Source organism: Kitasatospora sp. NPDC088264 (genome assembly GCF_040685715.1).
Classification (GTDB): Bacteria; Actinomycetota; Actinomycetes; order Streptomycetales; family Streptomycetaceae; genus Kitasatospora.
The window spans coordinates 100,157-115,538 of record NZ_JBFBIR010000023.1 but is presented as its reverse complement, the minus strand read 5'-3'; the positions used below and the strand labels follow the sequence as shown (position 1 = coordinate 115,538).

Sequence of the window (15,382 nt, the reverse complement as noted above, 5' to 3'; positions counted from 1 at the left end):
CGCCCGGTTACATTCCGAACCCGGAAGCTAAGCCTTACAGCGCCGATGGTACTGCAGGGGGGACCCTGTGGGAGAGTAGGACGCCGCCGAACAATTATTCGAGAGAAGCCCCCGCCGGGTGAACCTGGCGGGGGCTTTTCTGTTGTAGGGTCAACGTGCATTGTCGTCACACGGGACAGGAGGCCCCCGGGTGGAGGTCCAGGAGACGCGGGTCCAGACCGATCGCGTCCTCACCATCCCCAACCTGCTCAGCATGGGCCGGCTGGTCGGTGTTCCGCTTTTTCTCTGGCTGATTCTCTGGCCGGTTTTCGACGGCCCCAACAACGATGGTTGGGCGCTGCTGATCCTGATGCTGAGCGGTGTCAGCGACTACCTCGACGGGAAACTCGCGCGGCGATGGGGGCAGGTCAGCCGGGTGGGGCAGCTGCTCGATCCGCTGGCCGACCGGCTCTACGTGCTGTCCACGTTGGTCGGTTTGACCTGGCGTGAGTTTCTTCCGTGGTGGGTGACGGCGATTCTGCTGGCCCGGGAAGTGTTTATCGGCGCGCTGCTGCCCATTTTGAACCGGCACGGTTACGGGCCGCTTCAGGTGAGTTTTCTGGGGAAGGCCGCGACCTTCAATCTGATGTACGCGTTTCCGCTTCTCCTGCTCGGCAGCGTGGACAGCTGGATCGCTCGGCCGGCCGAGGTGGTGAGCTGGGCCTTCATCTGGTGGGGGACCACATTGTACTGGTGGGCCGGTATTCTTTACGCGGTTCAGGCCCGGCGGATCACCCGTGCGGGCTCGACGGGCTCCGCGTCCGCAGTCTGAGACGTGATCTGAGAGAAGTCCCACGCCGTATCGGTGCGTCGGACGATACCTTCCGGGTAGGGATCCCTCTGGAACGGTTTGATGGACCTCTGTAGGTCCACCACCGCAAAGGAGGACGCACCCGTAATGAAAGCCGTTGTCATGGCAGGGGGCGAAGGAACCCGACTCCGCCCGATGACCTCCAGCATGCCGAAGCCGCTGCTTCCGGTCGCCAACAGGCCGATCATGGAGCACGTGCTTCGGCTGCTGAAGCGGCACGGCCTCTCCGACACCGTCGTCACCGTCCAGTTCCTGGCCTCACTGGTCAAGAACTACTTCGGTGACGGCGAGGACCTGGGCATGCATCTGACCTATGCCCACGAGGAGACGCCGCTAGGCACCGCGGGGAGTGTCAAGAACGCCGAGGACGCGTTGAAGGACGACTCCTTTCTGGTGATCTCCGGTGACGCACTGACCGACTTCGACCTCTCGGAATTGATCGACTTTCACCGCAGCAAGAACGCGCTGGTCACCGTCTGTCTCACCAGGGTGCCGAATCCCCTCGAGTTCGGTATCACGATCACGGACGACGACGGACGGGTCGAGCGCTTCCTGGAGAAGCCGACCTGGGGGCAGGTCTTCTCGGACACTGTGAACACCGGTATCTACGTGATGGAACCAGAGGTCTTCGACTACGTCGCGGCAGGTGAGTCCGTCGACTGGTCGAGTGACGTCTTCCCGCAATTGTTGAAGGAGGGCAAGCGGGTCTACGGCTACGTCGCCGAGGGCTACTGGGAGGACGTGGGCACCCACGAGAGCTACGGCAAGGCCCAGGCGGACGTCCTGGAGGGCAAGGTCGACGTCGAGCTCGACGGGTTCGAGATCTCGCCAGGCGTCTGGGTGGCCGAGGGCGCGGAGGTGGACCCGGAGGCCGTGCTGCGCGGGCCGCTGTACATCGGGGACTACGCCAAGGTCGAGGCCGGCGTCGAGATCCGCGAGCACACCGTGCTCGGCAGCAACGTGGTGGTCAAGCGCGGGGCCTTCCTCCACAAGGCGGTCGTGCACGACAACGTCTACATCGGGCCGCAGAGCAATCTGCGCGGCTGCGTGGTCGGAAAGAACACCGACGTGATGCGGGCCGCCCGGATCGAGGACGGCGCGGTGATCGGGGACGAGTGCCTGATCGGCGAGGAGTCGATCATCGGTGCGAACGTCCGGGTCTATCCGTTCAAGACCATCGAGGCCGGCGCCGTTGTCAACACGTCGGTGATCTGGGAGTCCCGCGGCCAGGAGCACCTGTTCGGCGTGCGTGGCGTGTCGGGGATCCTGAACGTCGAGATCACCCCGGAACTGGCCGTGCGGTTGGCCGGCGCGTACGCCACGACCCTGAAGAAGGGGGCGACCGTCACCATTGCGCGTGACCACTCGCGTGGTGCGCGTGCGCTCAAACGGGCGATGATTTCGGCGCTCCAGACGTCGGCCATAGACGTCCGCGACCTGGAGAACGTGCCGATGCCGGTGGCCCGGCAGCACACCGCGCGAGGGAGTGCGGGCGGGATCTTCCTGCGGACCACGCCGGGGGTGCCCGACTCTCTGGACATCCTCTTCTTCGACGAGCGCGGGGCCGATCTCTCGCAGGCCGGCCAGCGCAAGCTGGACCGCGTGTACGCGCGCCAGGAGTACCGGCGGGCCTTCCCCGGTGAGATCGGGGACCTGACCTTCCCGTCCAGCGTCTTCGACTCCTACGCGGGCAACCTGCTGCGGGCCGTCGACACCACCGGGGTCCGGGAGGCCGGACTGAAGGTGGTCGTGGACACCGCGCACGGCAGCGCCGGCCTGGTTCTGCCGAGCATCCTCGGACGGCTCGGAGTGGAGGCGCTCACCGTCTCCAGCGGGCTGGACGAGGCGCGGCCGACGGAGGACGCGGAGGAGCGGCGGGCCGGGCTGGCCAGGCTCGGTGAGCTGGTGGCCTCCTCCCGGGCGGCCTTCGGCGTCCGCTTCGACCCGGTCGGCGAGCGGGTCGCGTTCGTCGACGAACTGGGCCGGGTGATCGACGACGACCGGGCGTTGCTGGTGCTGCTGGACCTGGTCGCGGCAGAACGGCGCAGCGGGCAGGTGGCGCTGCCGGTGACCACGACCCGGATCGCCGAGCAGGTCGCCGCGTACCACGGCACCCAGGTCATCTGGACCACGACGACGCCGGACGACCTGGCGAAGGCGGCCGCCACCGAGGGCACGGTGTTCGGTGGGGACGGGCGCGGCGGGTTCGTGGTGCCGGAGTTCAGCGGAGTGCTGGACGGGGCCGCGGCCTTCGTGCGGTTGGTCGGCCTGGTGGCGCGGACCCAGCTCACGCTGAGCCAGATCGACGCGCGCATCCCGCAGGCGCACATCCGTCGTCGGGACCTGGCGACGCCGTGGGCGGCCAAGGGGATGGTGATGCGCTCGGTGGTCGAGGCGGCCGGCAGTCGGCGGCTGGACACCACCGACGGCGTCCGGGTCGTCGAGGCGGACGGGCGCTGGACGCTGGTGCTGCCGGACCCGGCCGAGGCGACCACCCACCTGTGGGCAGAGGGTCCGGACGACGAGGCCACGGAGGCGCTGCTGGACGAGTGGGCGGCGGTGGTCGACGGGGCCGGGAGGTGACGACACCGGCCTGATCGTCCGACGGTCCTGACGGTCGGGGCGCGCGGCATGGTCCGCGCGCCCCGCTGTCCGTTTTCACACTGTTCGCAATGATCCGTCACTTTGTGTCGTGTGTGCAGCTCAAGGGGTGTGCGCGGGCCCCTTCGCCGACGTGGGACGATGGTCCGCATGCCAGCGACGCCGACGCCGAGTGCCCCGAACGGACGGTACAACCGCCCGGACGCCTCGATGTCCCTGCTGACCAACGTCATGGACCACAGCCTCGACGAGGGCTACGCCGAGGCGGCCGCGGCGCGGGGCGGAGACCACGACAGCCGGATACCCAGGACGGCCCGAGGCCTGCTCACGCTGGCCGCCGGGCTGGCGTTGGTCGGGGTCGTGGTGACGGTCGGCGCGGTGAACGCGCACAAGGCGGAGCCGACGCTGGCCAAGGAACGGGACGCGCTGATCCACCGGATCAACGACACCAACGGCTCGGCCGACCACCTCCAGCAGCAGGTCCAGGACCTGCGGCGCAAGGTCGAGAGCACGCAGCAGCAGGCGCTCGCCACGGGCGACGGCGACCAGGGAGGTCTGACCGGCGCGGTGGGCCTGGGCGAGGTCGCGGGGCCGGGCGTCAAGCTGGTCCTGGAGGACGCGGCGGGGACCGGCGGCGGGGGAAACGTCGACCCGCGGGCCGGGCAGGGCTTCTCCAACAGCGGCCGGCTACGGGACCGCGACCTCCAGTTGGTGGTGAACGGCCTGTGGGGATCCGGTGCGGAAGCCGTGGCGATCAACGGTCAGCGGCTCACCGCGCTCTCGGCGATCCGGGCTGCGGGAGAGGCGGTGCTGGTGGACAACCGACCGCTCGTCCCGCCGTACAACATCCAGGCGATCGGGGATGGGCCGAAGCTGCTCACCGCCTTCGAGAACGACATGGCCGGGCAGTACCTGCGGCTGCTCCAGGAGAAGTACGGCATCAAGTCGACCATGTCCGCGCAGAAGAGCCTGACGCTGCCGGCCGCGGTGGGCGTGACGCTGCGGACCGCCCAGCCAGTCACGCCCGAGCCCTCGCCCCCGGCGTCCCCGTCGGCGGCTTCGGTCCCCCCGACGCCGTCACCCACCGCCGGAACCTCCGGGAGCCCGAGCGCGTCCGTTTCACCGTCTGCGGGCAGCACCGGTCGGCGTACGCCGAGCGGGTCCGCGAAGACCACGACAGCCCACTCGTCCACGACGGCCCCGACCGGGTCGTCGTCCGCAGGGACAGGAGCAGCTAGACCGTGATTGCCGTACTGGGTCTCGTGATCGGGGTGGTCGTCGGACTCTTCGTCCAGCCCGAGGTGCCGGACGCCGTCGTGCCGTACCTGCCGATCGCGGTGGTGGCGGCGCTGGATGCCGTGTTCGGCGGCGTCCGGGCGATGCTGGACGGGATCTTCAACGACAAGGTGTTCATCGTCTCGTTCCTGTCGAACGTGGTGGTCGCGGCACTGATCGTCTTCCTCGGTGACCAGCTGGGCGTCGGCTCGCAGCTGTCCACGGGTGTGGTCGTCGTCCTCGGCATCCGCATCTTCTCCAACGCGGCCGCGATTCGGCGCCATGTCTTCCGCGCCTGAGCCGGGCCGCGGGGCGGCGGAGGAGCACGCGGACGGCGGCGGGAAGGCGTCGGAGCGGGCTGCCGAGGCGCCGGGGCCGGAGTCGGCGGCCGAGGCGGGCCCGGTCGAGCCGGTGGACGGGGCCGGGGAGGTCCAGCGCGCCGAACCGGCCGAGGAGCCGGGGAGGGCCGAGGGGCCCGTGGCGGCGGTGGGGGAGCCCGAGGAACAGGCTGCGGCGAAGTCTGACGCTAAGCCTGAGCTTGATGCGGAGGCGGCGCCCACGCCCGCGGTGCGGCTCGCGAAGGCCGCAGCGCCTGCGCCCGAGCCTGCGTCTGAGCCCGAGCCTGAGCCCGTGGTGGAGCCGGCCGCCCTGGACCGCGGTGCGGGACGGCGGCGCCTCAAGGCAGCCCTGTGGCCGCCGCGGATGTCGCGCGGGCAGCTGGTGGTGGCGCTGCTGCTGTTCTCGCTCGGTCTGGGGCTGGCGATCCAGGTGCGGTCGACCAACGACCACCACAGCCAGCTCCGCGGGGCCCGCCAGGAGGACCTGGTGCGCATCCTCGACGAACTGGACAGCCGTCAGCAGCGTCTTCAGCAGGAGAAGGCGGAGTTGGAGCAGTCCCTGGCCAAGTTGGAGAACAGTTCCAACCAGGCCAAGGAGGCCCAGGAGCAGACCAGGAAGAAGGCGACGGAGCTCGGCGTGCTCGCCGGTACCGTCAAAGCCACTGGTCCGGGCATCGTACTCACGGTCGATGATCCCCAAGGGCAGGTGAAGGCAGATATGCTGCTGGACACCCTGCAAGAACTTCGAGCGGCAGGGGCGGAGGCGATTCAGATCAACGATGTGCGCGTGGTGGTCAACACCTACTTCACCGACGTGTCGGGCGGCGGGGTGCAGATCGACGGGAAGAAGGTCTCGCAGCCCTATCGGTTCACCGTCGTGGGGAACCCGCAGGATCTGACACCCGCGCTGAACATCCCGGGGGGTGTCGTCCGTACTCTGGAGAGTCACCAGGCGCGGGCGACGATCACCCAGCAGCAGAAGGTGGTCGTGGACGCCCTCGTGGATCTGAAGACGCCGCAGTACGCCAAGCCGGCTTCGAAGTGACGGGGCGCCCGACGAACGGCCCGTCACCTGCGGGCGGCACCCGGTGCGGGGCGCCGCCGTCGCGTGGGCGAGACTGGGTCGTACCAGCACGCACCGGAGCACCAACAGCAGTACCAACCGTCGGAGTACCACTCCAGCAGGCCCGATCCGCAACCGGGCCCGCAGTCTGTCCGAGGTTCTCACCCTGCCCCGCGGGCGGGTCTGTCACACGCAAGGGGATTCGCCCGTGAGTTTCTTCTCGAAGTTGTTCGGTCGTAACAAGGGCCGTGGCGCGGCCTCCGTCGAGGCGCCGACCGCGCGGCACCGCCGGCCCGAGGACGAGGCCGCCGTGCCGGGCATGCGCCCCGCTCCAGAGGGGGCGCCGTACGCCGAGCAGCAGCTGTTCCGGGACGGCGCCGCCGCCCAGTACGCAGGGAATCCGGTGGGCTACGGCGCGTCGGTTGACCCTTCCGGCGACCCGCGCATAGGTTTCCAGTCAGGACCCTCAACCTCTGGTGGAGGGTTTGCCCCCGATCCGTACGCCGGGCACAACCCGTCGGGTGTGCCGCGCCAGGAGGCTGTGAACATGGCTGGCCCCACTCCGTGCCCCAGGTGCGGCAACCAGAACCCGTCATCGGCCCGGTTCTGCTCCAACTGCGGTACGGCCCTGCGCGGTGGCCTGCTTCCAGAGGGGGCGGCGGAGACCACGTCGACCATCTCCATCTCCGGCCTGGAGTCGTACGACCCCAACACCACGACCGGCACCGGCGCGACGCCGGCCCTGTCGGCCGAGGTGCTGTCGGCGATCGACGCGCTGCCGCCGGGCTCGGCCCTGCTGATCGTCCAGCGCGGTCCGAACTCGGGCAGCCGCTTCCTGCTGGACTCGGACGTCACCACGGCCGGCCGTCACCCGCAGGGCGACATCTTCCTGGACGACGTCACGGTCTCGCGGCGCCACGTGGAGTTCCGTCGGACGCAGGCCGGGTTCAGCGTCGCGGACGTCGGCAGCCTCAACGGCACCTACGTCAACCGGGAGCGGATCGACGAGGTGTCGCTGAACAACGGTGACGAGGTGCAGATCGGGAAGTACCGGCTGGTGTTCTTCGCCGGCCACAACCGGGGGTACTGAACCCAACGTCGGTAGGAGCCCGAGTGAGTACGAATACCCCTTCATCTTCTCTCGGGGCGGCCACCCCCGCATCGTCCGGTCCGCACGCGGACCGCGGCGCGCGCGGGGTGGTCGCGGGCCCCAGGCAGCCGGTCCGCCCGGACCGGCCGGGTGGGCGGCGGCGCGGCGGTGACGAGCTGCTGAGCATCGGCGCGGTGTTGACCTTCCTGCGCGACGACTTCCCCGAGGTCACCATCTCCAAGATCAGGTTCCTGGAGGCGGAGGGGCTGGTCGAGCCGCAGCGCACGCCCTCGGGGTACCGCAAGTTCAGCCCGGCCGACGTCGAGCGGCTGGCCTACGTCCTGCGGATGCAGCGTGACCACTACCTGCCGCTGCGGGTGATCCGCGAGCACCTGGACGCCATCGAGCGCGGTGAGGCACCGCCCGCGCTGCCGCCCTCCGCCGACACCCGACCCGGGCCGGTGGAGGAAGCGGACCGGGAGCTGGGGGCCTCGGCCGACGTCCCGTCCGGAGTCCGGCTGGGGCGTGCCGAACTGCTGGCGGCCGCCGAGTCCGGTGAGCGCGAGCTGTCCGAATGGGAGTCCTACGGTCTGGTCGCGCCTGGTCCGGACGGCGGGTACGACGGCGAGGCGCTGCAGGTGGCCCGGCTGGTCGCGGAACTCGGCCGGTACGGGCTGGAACCGCGGCACCTGCGGGCCATGAAGGCCGCGGCGGATCGGGAGATCGCGCTGGTGGAACAGGTGGTGGCGCCACTGCGCCGGCACCGGAACCCGCAGACCAGGGCCCATGCCGAGGCCACCGCGCGGGAGCTGGCGACACTGTCCGTGCGGCTGCACGCGGCGATGGTCCAGGCCGGTCTGCGCAGCCGCGGATAGCGTCCCCGTGGGATTCCCGCGGGGCTCCTGCGGGGTGGCCGTCCAGACCCCGGGCGGTCGGCGTGCACCGCGCTGACCAGCGGCGTCGGCCCTGCGCTTTCATATCCGGGGCCTGAGCCATAGGGTTGCCTGTGTGAATGAGCTCGACGTCGTGGGTGTCCGAGTGGAGATGCCTTCCAACCAGCCGATCGTGCTGCTGCGGGAGGTCGGGGGCGATCGGTACCTGCCGATCTGGATCGGTCCCGGCGAGGCGACCGCGATCGCCTTCGCCCAGCAGGGCATGACGCCGGTCCGCCCGCTGACGCACGACCTGTTCAAGGACGTCCTGGAGGCGCTCGGGCAGCAGCTCACCGAGGTCCGGATCACCGACCTGCGGGAGGGCGTCTTCTACGCCGAGCTGGTCTTCACCGGCGGGGTCGAGGTGAGCGCCCGGCCGTCCGACGCGATAGCGCTGGCCCTGCGCACCGGCACGCCGATCTACGGGAGCGAGGAGGTGCTCGCCGAGGCGGGCATCGCGATCCCGGACGAGCAGGAGGATGAGGTCGAGAAGTTCCGCGAGTTCCTCGACCAGGTGTCGCCCGAGGACTTCGGGGGCAGCGGTCCGCAGTAGTGCGAACCGGATTTCCCTACAGGTCAGGCCGTTGTTTGGCTTGCCGTTTTGCCAAAAACCGTCGACCTACCCACACTAGGGGCACGAAAAACCACTCTCCTGAGTGATGTGGTTTGGCTGGCCCGGCGTGGCGATCGTTGACGGGTCATAGGGGACTGCCTACCGTCAGGAGTGGCTGTCCGGGTGACCGATGCCCGCAGTTCGGGTTGCCCGCAGCACCAGTGGACGGAGGCAGGCATGAGCAGCACCGGCGATGACACGGCCGTGGGAGGCCTGTGTGCCGTGCACCTGCCGCGCACCGCTCGCACCGTGACGGACCTGCCCCGGGTGGGCAGGTTCCCGGCCGTGCAGCCCGGTCAGCCCGCCATCGAGCGGCTGGCCCCGACGTCCGAACTGATCGGCTACCGCGGTCCGACGGCCTGCGCGGCGGCCGGCATCACGTACCGCCAGCTGGACTACTGGGCCCGGACCGGACTGCTGGAGCCCAGCGTCCGTTCGGCGTACCCGGCCACCAGCCAGCGGCTCTACAGCTTCCGCGACATCCTGCTGCTGAAGATCGTGAAGCGGCTGCTCGACGCGGGCGTCTCGCTGCAGAACATCCGGGTGGCGGTCGCCCATCTGCAGGCGGCCGAGCAGGGCGACCTGGCCGGGATGACGCTGATGTGCGACGGCGCGACGGTGTACGAGTGCACCACACCGCAGCAGGTGGTGGACCTGCTGAAGGGCGGTCAGGGCGTGTTCGGCATCGCGGTCGGAGCGGTCTGGCGGGAGCTGGAGCTGACGCTCGGGCGGCTGCACGCGGAGCGCACCGACACCGGCGAGACGCTGGTCGGCCACGACCCGTCCGACGAGCTGGCCCAGCGGCGCAACCGGGCGGTCTGAACGCAGAACTGACGAGGCCGCGGGCCCGGACGGGGAACCGTCCGGGCCCGCGGCCTCGTCGTTGCGCCTGGTGAGGCGATCGAGGGAGGACACGTGGGGTTCGGCACCGGGATAGCGGGTCTGCTGCGGCGTCGGGGCGGGCTGCTGAAGGTCCGGTTTCGGCGGCGGTCCGTGCAGCGCAGGGCCTTCCAGACGGCGACGGTGCTCTGCTCGCTGGCGCTGGCGCCGAGCGCGTGGCTGTGGTGCTCGGCCGGGGACCGGGTCGGCACGGTGGCCGGCGTGCCGTCCGCGCCGGTCGCGGTGGTCTTCGGCGCCGGGCTGGACCAGGGCAAGCCGTCGCCGTATCTGGAGCACCGGCTGAGCGCGGCGCTGGACCTGTACCGGGCGGGGAAGGTGCAGGCGATCCTGGTGACCGGCGACAACGGCCGGGACAGCTACGACGAGCCGGACGCGATGCGGACGTACCTGATCGAGCACGGGGTGCCGGCGGTCCGGGTGGTGGGCGACTACGCGGGCTTCGACACCTGGAACTCCTGCACCCGGGCCCGGCGGGTCTTCGGGGTGGAGCGGGCGGTGCTGGTCAGCCAGGACTTCCACGTCCGCCGGGCGCTGGCCCTGTGCGAGGCGGCGGGCATCGACGCGTACGCGGTCGGGGTGCCGGAACCGCACGACGGCACTTGGCTGTACGGCGGGCTGCGGGAGATCCCCGGGGCGGGCAAGGCGGCGGTCAACGCCTGGCTGCGGCCGGACCCGCTGTTCCTCGGCCCCCGGGAGGACGGCATCCCGAAGGCGCTGGCGGACGCCGCGCAGCGCTAGGGCCTGCCCGGGTTCGTACGCATTGTCGGACCCCTGCGGGATGATCGGCGGGTGCGATCACTGCCGAGCATCATCCACCTCGACATGGACGCCTTCTTCGCGGCGGTGGAGCAGGCGGCCAAGCCGAGCCTGCGCGGCAAACCGGTGGTCGTCGGCGGGCTCGGCGGGCGCGGGGTGGTCTCCACCGCCTCGTACGAGGCGCGGAGGTTCGGGGTGCACTCGGCGATGCCGATGGCGCAGGCGCGCCGGCTCTGCCCCAACGCGGCCTTTCTGAGCGGCCGGTTCGAGGCCTACAGGCAGGTCAGCGAGCTCGTGATGGGTCTGCTGCGCGAGCTGTCGCCGCTGGTGCAGCCGCTCAGCCTGGACGAGGCCTTCGTCGACCTGGAGGCCGGCCCCTACGGTCCGGTGCTGGCGGAGTCCGACCACGAGACCGGGGAGCGGCTGGTGCTCGCCCTGGCGGAGGACCTGCGGGCGGACATCCAGCGGCGCACCGGGCTGACCGGGTCGGTCGGGGCGGCCGGATCCAAGCTGATGGCGAAGATCGCCTCCGAGCAGGCCAAACCGGACGGGCTGGTGCTGATCGAACCCGGGCAGGAACGGGCCGTGCTCGGCCCGATGCCGGTCCGGGCGCTGCCCGGGATCGGGCCGGCCACCGAACAGGTGCTGCGGCGGGCCGGACTGAACACCGTGGCGGACCTCGCCGAGGCGGGGGAGGGCGAACTGGTGCAGCTGCTCGGGCGGGCGCACGGCGCGGGTGTGCACCAGATGTCGATAGGGCTGGACGACCGGCCGGTGGTGGCCGACCAGGACGCCAAGTCGGTCTCGGTGGAGGACACCTTCGAGGTGGACCTCGCCGACCGGGAGCGGGTGCTGCGCGAGGTGGAGGTGCTGGCCGCCCGGTGCGTGCGGCGGCTGCGCGCGGCCGGGCGCTCGGGGCGGACGGTGGTGCTCAAGGTCCGGCGGTTCGACTTCTCGACGCTGACCCGTTCGGAGACGCTGCGCGGGCCCACCGACGACGAGGCGGTGGTCATCGAGACGGCGCGTCGGCTGGCCTCCCAGGTGGACATCACCGGCGGGGTGCGGCTGCTCGGGGTGGGGGTCGCCCAGCTGGCCGACTACACCCAGGAGGACTTGTTCGCGCAGGCCCTGCGGGAGGAGGCGGCCGAGCACGCGGAGGCGGAGGTCGAGACGGCCGAGGAGGAACCGGAGGCGGTCGCGCCGCGCCGCTGGATGCCCGGGCAGGACGTCCGCCATACCGAGCTGGGGCCCGGGTGGGTGCAGGGCAGCGGTGTCGGGCGGGTCACCGTGCGGTTCGAGACGCCGTGGAGCGGGCCGGGGCGCATCCGGACCTTCGCGGTGGACGATCCGGCGCTGGAACCGGCCCGTCCGCTGCCGCTGTGGGGGGCCGAGGGGCCGGAGGAGACGGGGGCGCCCGGGGAGAGGGAGGCGCCGGAGGAGACGGGGGCGCCGGGGGTGTGAAACGCGAAGCGGCCCCGACCGGTGGGGGGAGTACCGGTTGGGGCCGCATACCGTGCCGGACTTCGTGCGGTCGTGATGCCCTCGCGACCGTCCGAAGGCCGGGCCGCCGCGCCCTGTCCCTGAGCGCGGCGGCCGGACGCCTGGTCAGGCGTCGGTCTTGGCCAGCTCGGGGCTGGAGTTCCGCTCGGCCGTCCCGCCCGAGGCGACGACGGTGGCGGCCGGCTTGACGCCGCGGATCAGGAACGGGACGACGCCGGCGACGGCGCAGACGACGGCCGCGGCCCAGAACGCGTGCTTGTAGGCGTCCAGCGTGGGCAGCAGCAGCGGGATCTGCGGCGGCAGCTTCATGGTGTCGCCGGTCAGGATGGCGGCCATCACGGCGGTGCCGATCGCGCCACCGACGGTGCGCAGCACGGCGTTCATGCCGTTGGCGATGCCGCTCTGCTCCACCGGGACGGCGCCGTTGATGTAGGCCGGCATCGCGGAGAACGCCAGGCCGATGCCGAGGCCGAAGATCGCCGAGGAGGTGTAGATGTCGCCCTCGTGGCTGTGCCGCACGGCCAGGTAGGCCATCGCGACGGCACCCAGGACGCCACCGAGGACCAGCGGCAGGCGCGGGCCGCGGCGGGCGATCAGCATCGCGCCGACCGGAGCCGCCACCATCGAGCCGATCGCGGACGGCAGCAGCAGCAGACCGGCATGCAGGACGGTCGCGGTGAAGCCGTAGTGGGTGAGCTTCTCCGGGGTCTGGGCGAAGTTGCTGATCACCATGAACGAGCCGTACATGCCGAAGCCGATCAGCAGGCCGGCCAGGTTGGTGAAGGCGACGGCCGGACGGGACATCATCTTCATGTCCACCAGGGGGTGCGCGACCTTGGTCTCGATGACCCCCCAGATCAGGGCGACGACGGCGGCCACGGCGAACAGGCCGAGGGTCTTGGTCGAGGTCCAGCCCCAGTGGTTGCCCTGGCTGACCGCGACGAGCAGCGCGGAGAGCCAGCCGGCCAGGGTGAGGGCGCCGAGCGGGTCGGCGCCGCCCTCCTTGTCGGTGACCGGGTCGGACGGGACGCGGAACGCGACCAGGGCGACCGCGATCAGGCCGAAGACCAGGCCCATCCAGAAGATCGACTTGTAGCTCCAGTGCTCCAGCAGGAGACCGGTCGCGACCAGGCCGAGGCCGGAGCCGACACCCATCGAGGCGCTGATGGCGGCGACGCCGCCGGTCACCTTCTGCTTGGGCAGCTCGTCGCGGACGATGCTGATCGCCAGCGGGAGCACGCCACCGCCGGCGCCCTGAAGGACGCGGGCGACGACCAGCCAGGTGAAGGAGTGGGTGCTGACCGCCAGCGCCGAGCCGGCGACCAGACCGGCCAGCGAGATCAGCAGCATCGGCTTACGGCCCCGGAGGTCGCCGAAGCGGCCCAGCAGGGGAGTCAGCACGGCGGCGGAGAGCAGGTTGGCGGTCATGAGCCAGGTGACGCTGGACGCGGAGACGCTCAGTTCCTTGGCCAGCGAGGGCAGGATCGGGACGACCGCGGTCTGCACCACGCTGAACGACAGCATCGCCAGGATGAGGGCCGGCAGGACCCGGGCGCTGCTCTGCTTCTCGGCCGCGGTGGTGGGCTGTGGTGCCTCACTCACGGTTGCTTCCTCCCGTACATAGTGAATGAACTGAAGTAACCATGCCGGGAAATACTTCAGAGTGTCAAATATCCATTGGTGACGCTTTGGCAAAATCGAAGGATTCCGGCCGGGCGGCGACCGGGACGAGGCATGCCGAGGGCCCCGGACCGATGGGTCCGGGGCCCTGGGGCGAGGGGTCAGGCGAACGGGCGCAGCACGGCCGGGCGGGGTGCCTCGGCCGCCGGCGTGGCCACCGGGGTCGCCGGGGCGGCGGCGGTGTTGTCGTGGATCTCGACGTGCTCGCGGCGCAGCTCGTCCCGGATCACCTCCTCGGCGGTGTAGCGCTCCACCACCAGGCGGACCCGCTCGATCGGGGTGAGGTACTTGCGGACCACCGGGCGCTCCTCGCGCAGGGTGACCTCCTCCACCGCCTCGGCGATCTCCTTCTCGGTGAGCGAGGCGCGCTCGGCCTCGCTCACCGGCATCCGCTCCACCCGGACGCGCTCGCGGACCACCGGGACGCGGCGCTCGACCTGCTCGCTGGTCACGTACTTGCGCAGCCTCGCGGTGCCCACGATGTGCCAGTCCGTGGTGATGTCCAGGCGCTCCTCGCGGCAGGTGATCTCCACCGGGCCGTTGGGGGACGACGGGGCCGGACCGGTCGAGCGCTCCGAGGCCGGCGGGGCCACGGCCGAGTTCGTGGTCGCGGTGGTCGTCACGATCGGGGCGGGTTGCGGCTTGGGCTCGGTCGTCGTGGGGGCGGCCGCGGGTGCGGGGGTGTTGAGGGTCCGCACGCTGACCTCCGTCGCGGTGCCGGTGGGGTCGGCAGGGGTGGTGGTCGGGGCGGGGTCGAGGGAGTGGAAGGCGATGGGCTTCACGGGCTCGGCCGCCGAGGTGGTGCCGAAGTCGAGGTCGGGGCGCGCGGGTCGGTCGCCGTCCCGGCCGACCGGGCGGTCACTCTCGCGGCCGGCCGGCCGGTCACCCTCACGACTGACGGGCCGGTCACTGTCCCGGCCGACCGGGCGGCCGTTCGCCGGGGTGTCCAGGCCGTAGTAGCGGTAGAGCTGGAGCTCCTGGGCGGGCGACAGGTGCTGGCCGACGCCGAAGTCCGGCGACTCCTTCACCAGCGACTTGTCGTACGGCACCCGGAGCTCGTCGCCGGAGAACTCGCTGGTGGTGAGCGGGACGAAGGCGTCCCGGCCGAAGATGCCGGTCCGGACGGCTGCCCACTCCGGCTGGCCGGTGGCGTCGTCCAGGTAGACCTCGTCGACCGTGCCGATCTTGTCTCCGTTGCGGTCGACCGCCTTGTGGCCGATGAGGTCCCGGGGATCGATATCGGTTTGCACTCTTTCCTCCAGTGCGCTGCGCCTGCGGAACTCCCGCAGGACCGTGGCCGGAGCACCCGTTCCGCCTGCCACTTCACACCAAAGGCCATGAATCGGACGGGCGCGACCGGGGTGCGCCGGACGGGCTCCGGGCTGGACCGTCCGGGGGACGCGCGTAGACCCCGAGCGACCCGACGCGACCGTGATCAGGGGGCCTGCCGCTGGTACCCTGGGCGGCGACCGCCGAGCCCGCTCGGGAGAGTCCCCGGCCACGGAAAGCGCTGGTCGGGGCGCCGAAGGAGCAACTCCTCCCCGGAATCTCTCAGGCATCCGTACCGTGTGGGGTAGGTCACTCTGGAAAGCAGGGCAGGACCGTCGGCAGGGAGCCGACGGGCACCACCCTCACCGACGGTGCAAGCCGGCGGCGTGCCCACAGCGCGCCGTGCGGGTGAAGCTCTCAGGTCCCGATGACAGAGGGGGAGGCCTGTCGGGTTCGCCCGCCCGGGTCGAGCCGCTGTCCGCAGCGGCTCCGGCCGGTCGGCGTGCGCACCCCCG

13 protein-coding genes, 1 rRNA gene, 1 pseudogene and 1 riboswitch are annotated in these 15,382 nt (G+C 71.1%); of the genes and pseudogenes, 12 read left to right on the top strand and 3 right to left on the bottom strand.

Annotated features, from left to right (window positions below; all coding sequences use genetic code 11):
* The 12 genes from rrf to AB0O82_RS19900 form a co-directional block, all read left to right on the top strand.
* Positions 1 to 92: ribosomal RNA gene (rrf, locus tag AB0O82_RS19955) — 5S ribosomal RNA — on the top strand; the annotation flags it as partial.
* 98 nt (positions 93 to 190) lie between these two features.
* On the top strand, positions 191 to 811 hold the full coding sequence (pgsA, locus tag AB0O82_RS19950) for a CDP-diacylglycerol--glycerol-3-phosphate 3-phosphatidyltransferase (RefSeq protein ID WP_363585311.1): 621 nt from the start codon (positions 191 to 193) through the stop codon (positions 809 to 811).
* Between the two features lie 126 nt (positions 812 to 937).
* Positions 938 to 3,433: a mannose-1-phosphate guanyltransferase gene (locus tag AB0O82_RS19945; protein WP_063350200.1), complete on the top strand. Its 2,496-nt coding sequence runs from the start codon at positions 938 to 940 to the stop codon at positions 3,431 to 3,433.
* 168 nt (positions 3,434 to 3,601) lie between these two features.
* On the top strand, positions 3,602 to 4,696 hold the full coding sequence (locus AB0O82_RS19940; RefSeq protein ID WP_363585310.1) for a DUF881 domain-containing protein: 1,095 nt from the start codon (positions 3,602 to 3,604) through the stop codon (positions 4,694 to 4,696).
* A complete protein-coding gene (locus tag AB0O82_RS19935) occupies positions 4,693 to 5,025 on the top strand; it encodes a small basic family protein (RefSeq protein ID WP_030062488.1) in 333 nt (110 codons plus the stop codon). Before AB0O82_RS19940 ends, AB0O82_RS19935 begins: the two co-directional genes overlap by 4 nt.
* Positions 5,009 to 6,109, top strand: coding sequence for a DUF881 domain-containing protein (locus tag AB0O82_RS19930; protein ID WP_363585309.1), 1,101 nt, complete (start codon positions 5,009 to 5,011; stop codon positions 6,107 to 6,109). Before AB0O82_RS19935 ends, AB0O82_RS19930 begins: the two co-directional genes overlap by 17 nt.
* A gap of 337 nt (positions 6,110 to 6,446) precedes the next feature.
* Positions 6,447 to 7,217 (top strand): FHA domain-containing protein, encoded by a 771-nt coding sequence (locus tag AB0O82_RS19925; RefSeq protein ID WP_363585319.1) that lies wholly within the window; start codon positions 6,447 to 6,449, stop codon positions 7,215 to 7,217.
* A 179-nt stretch (positions 7,218 to 7,396) separates the two neighbouring features.
* A complete protein-coding gene (locus AB0O82_RS19920) occupies positions 7,397 to 8,092 on the top strand; it encodes a MerR family transcriptional regulator (RefSeq protein WP_363585318.1) in 696 nt (231 codons plus the stop codon).
* A gap of 133 nt (positions 8,093 to 8,225) precedes the next feature.
* Entirely contained in the window at positions 8,226 to 8,702 is a 477-nt protein-coding gene (locus AB0O82_RS19915) for a bifunctional nuclease family protein (RefSeq protein WP_063350203.1), read from the top strand.
* Between the two features lie 237 nt (positions 8,703 to 8,939).
* Positions 8,940 to 9,584, top strand: coding sequence for a MerR family transcriptional regulator (locus AB0O82_RS19910; protein WP_363585308.1), 645 nt, complete (start codon positions 8,940 to 8,942; stop codon positions 9,582 to 9,584).
* 171 nt (positions 9,585 to 9,755) lie between these two features.
* Entirely contained in the window at positions 9,756 to 10,400 is a 645-nt protein-coding gene (locus tag AB0O82_RS19905; protein WP_363585317.1) for an ElyC/SanA/YdcF family protein, read from the top strand.
* Between the two features lie 51 nt (positions 10,401 to 10,451).
* Positions 10,452 to 11,879 carry a DNA polymerase IV gene (locus tag AB0O82_RS19900; RefSeq protein ID WP_363585307.1) on the top strand — a complete coding sequence of 476 codons (1,428 nt, stop codon included), beginning with the start codon at positions 10,452 to 10,454 and terminating at the stop codon, positions 11,877 to 11,879.
* A gap of 144 nt (positions 11,880 to 12,023) precedes the next feature.
* On the opposite strand, the gene AB0O82_RS19895 is transcribed toward AB0O82_RS19900, so the two are convergent.
* The 3 genes and pseudogenes from AB0O82_RS19895 to AB0O82_RS19885 all read right to left on the bottom strand — a co-directional run.
* Positions 12,024 to 13,520 carry an MFS transporter gene (locus tag AB0O82_RS19895; RefSeq protein ID WP_363585306.1) on the bottom strand — a complete coding sequence of 499 codons (1,497 nt, stop codon included), beginning with the start codon at positions 13,518 to 13,520 and terminating at the stop codon, positions 12,024 to 12,026.
* 179 nt (positions 13,521 to 13,699) lie between these two features.
* Positions 13,700 to 14,548, bottom strand: a complete 849-nt coding sequence (locus AB0O82_RS19890) for a YsnF/AvaK domain-containing protein (RefSeq protein ID WP_363585316.1) — start codon at positions 14,546 to 14,548, stop codon at positions 13,700 to 13,702.
* A pseudogene (locus AB0O82_RS19885) lies at positions 14,540 to 14,848 on the bottom strand (PRC-barrel domain-containing protein); the annotation flags it as partial. The gene AB0O82_RS19890 and the pseudogene AB0O82_RS19885, both read right to left, overlap by 9 nt.
* Positions 14,849 to 15,071: 223 nt before the next feature.
* A riboswitch (glycine riboswitch) is annotated at positions 15,072 to 15,175 on the top strand.
* The last annotated feature ends 207 nt before the right edge of the window (positions 15,176 to 15,382 follow it).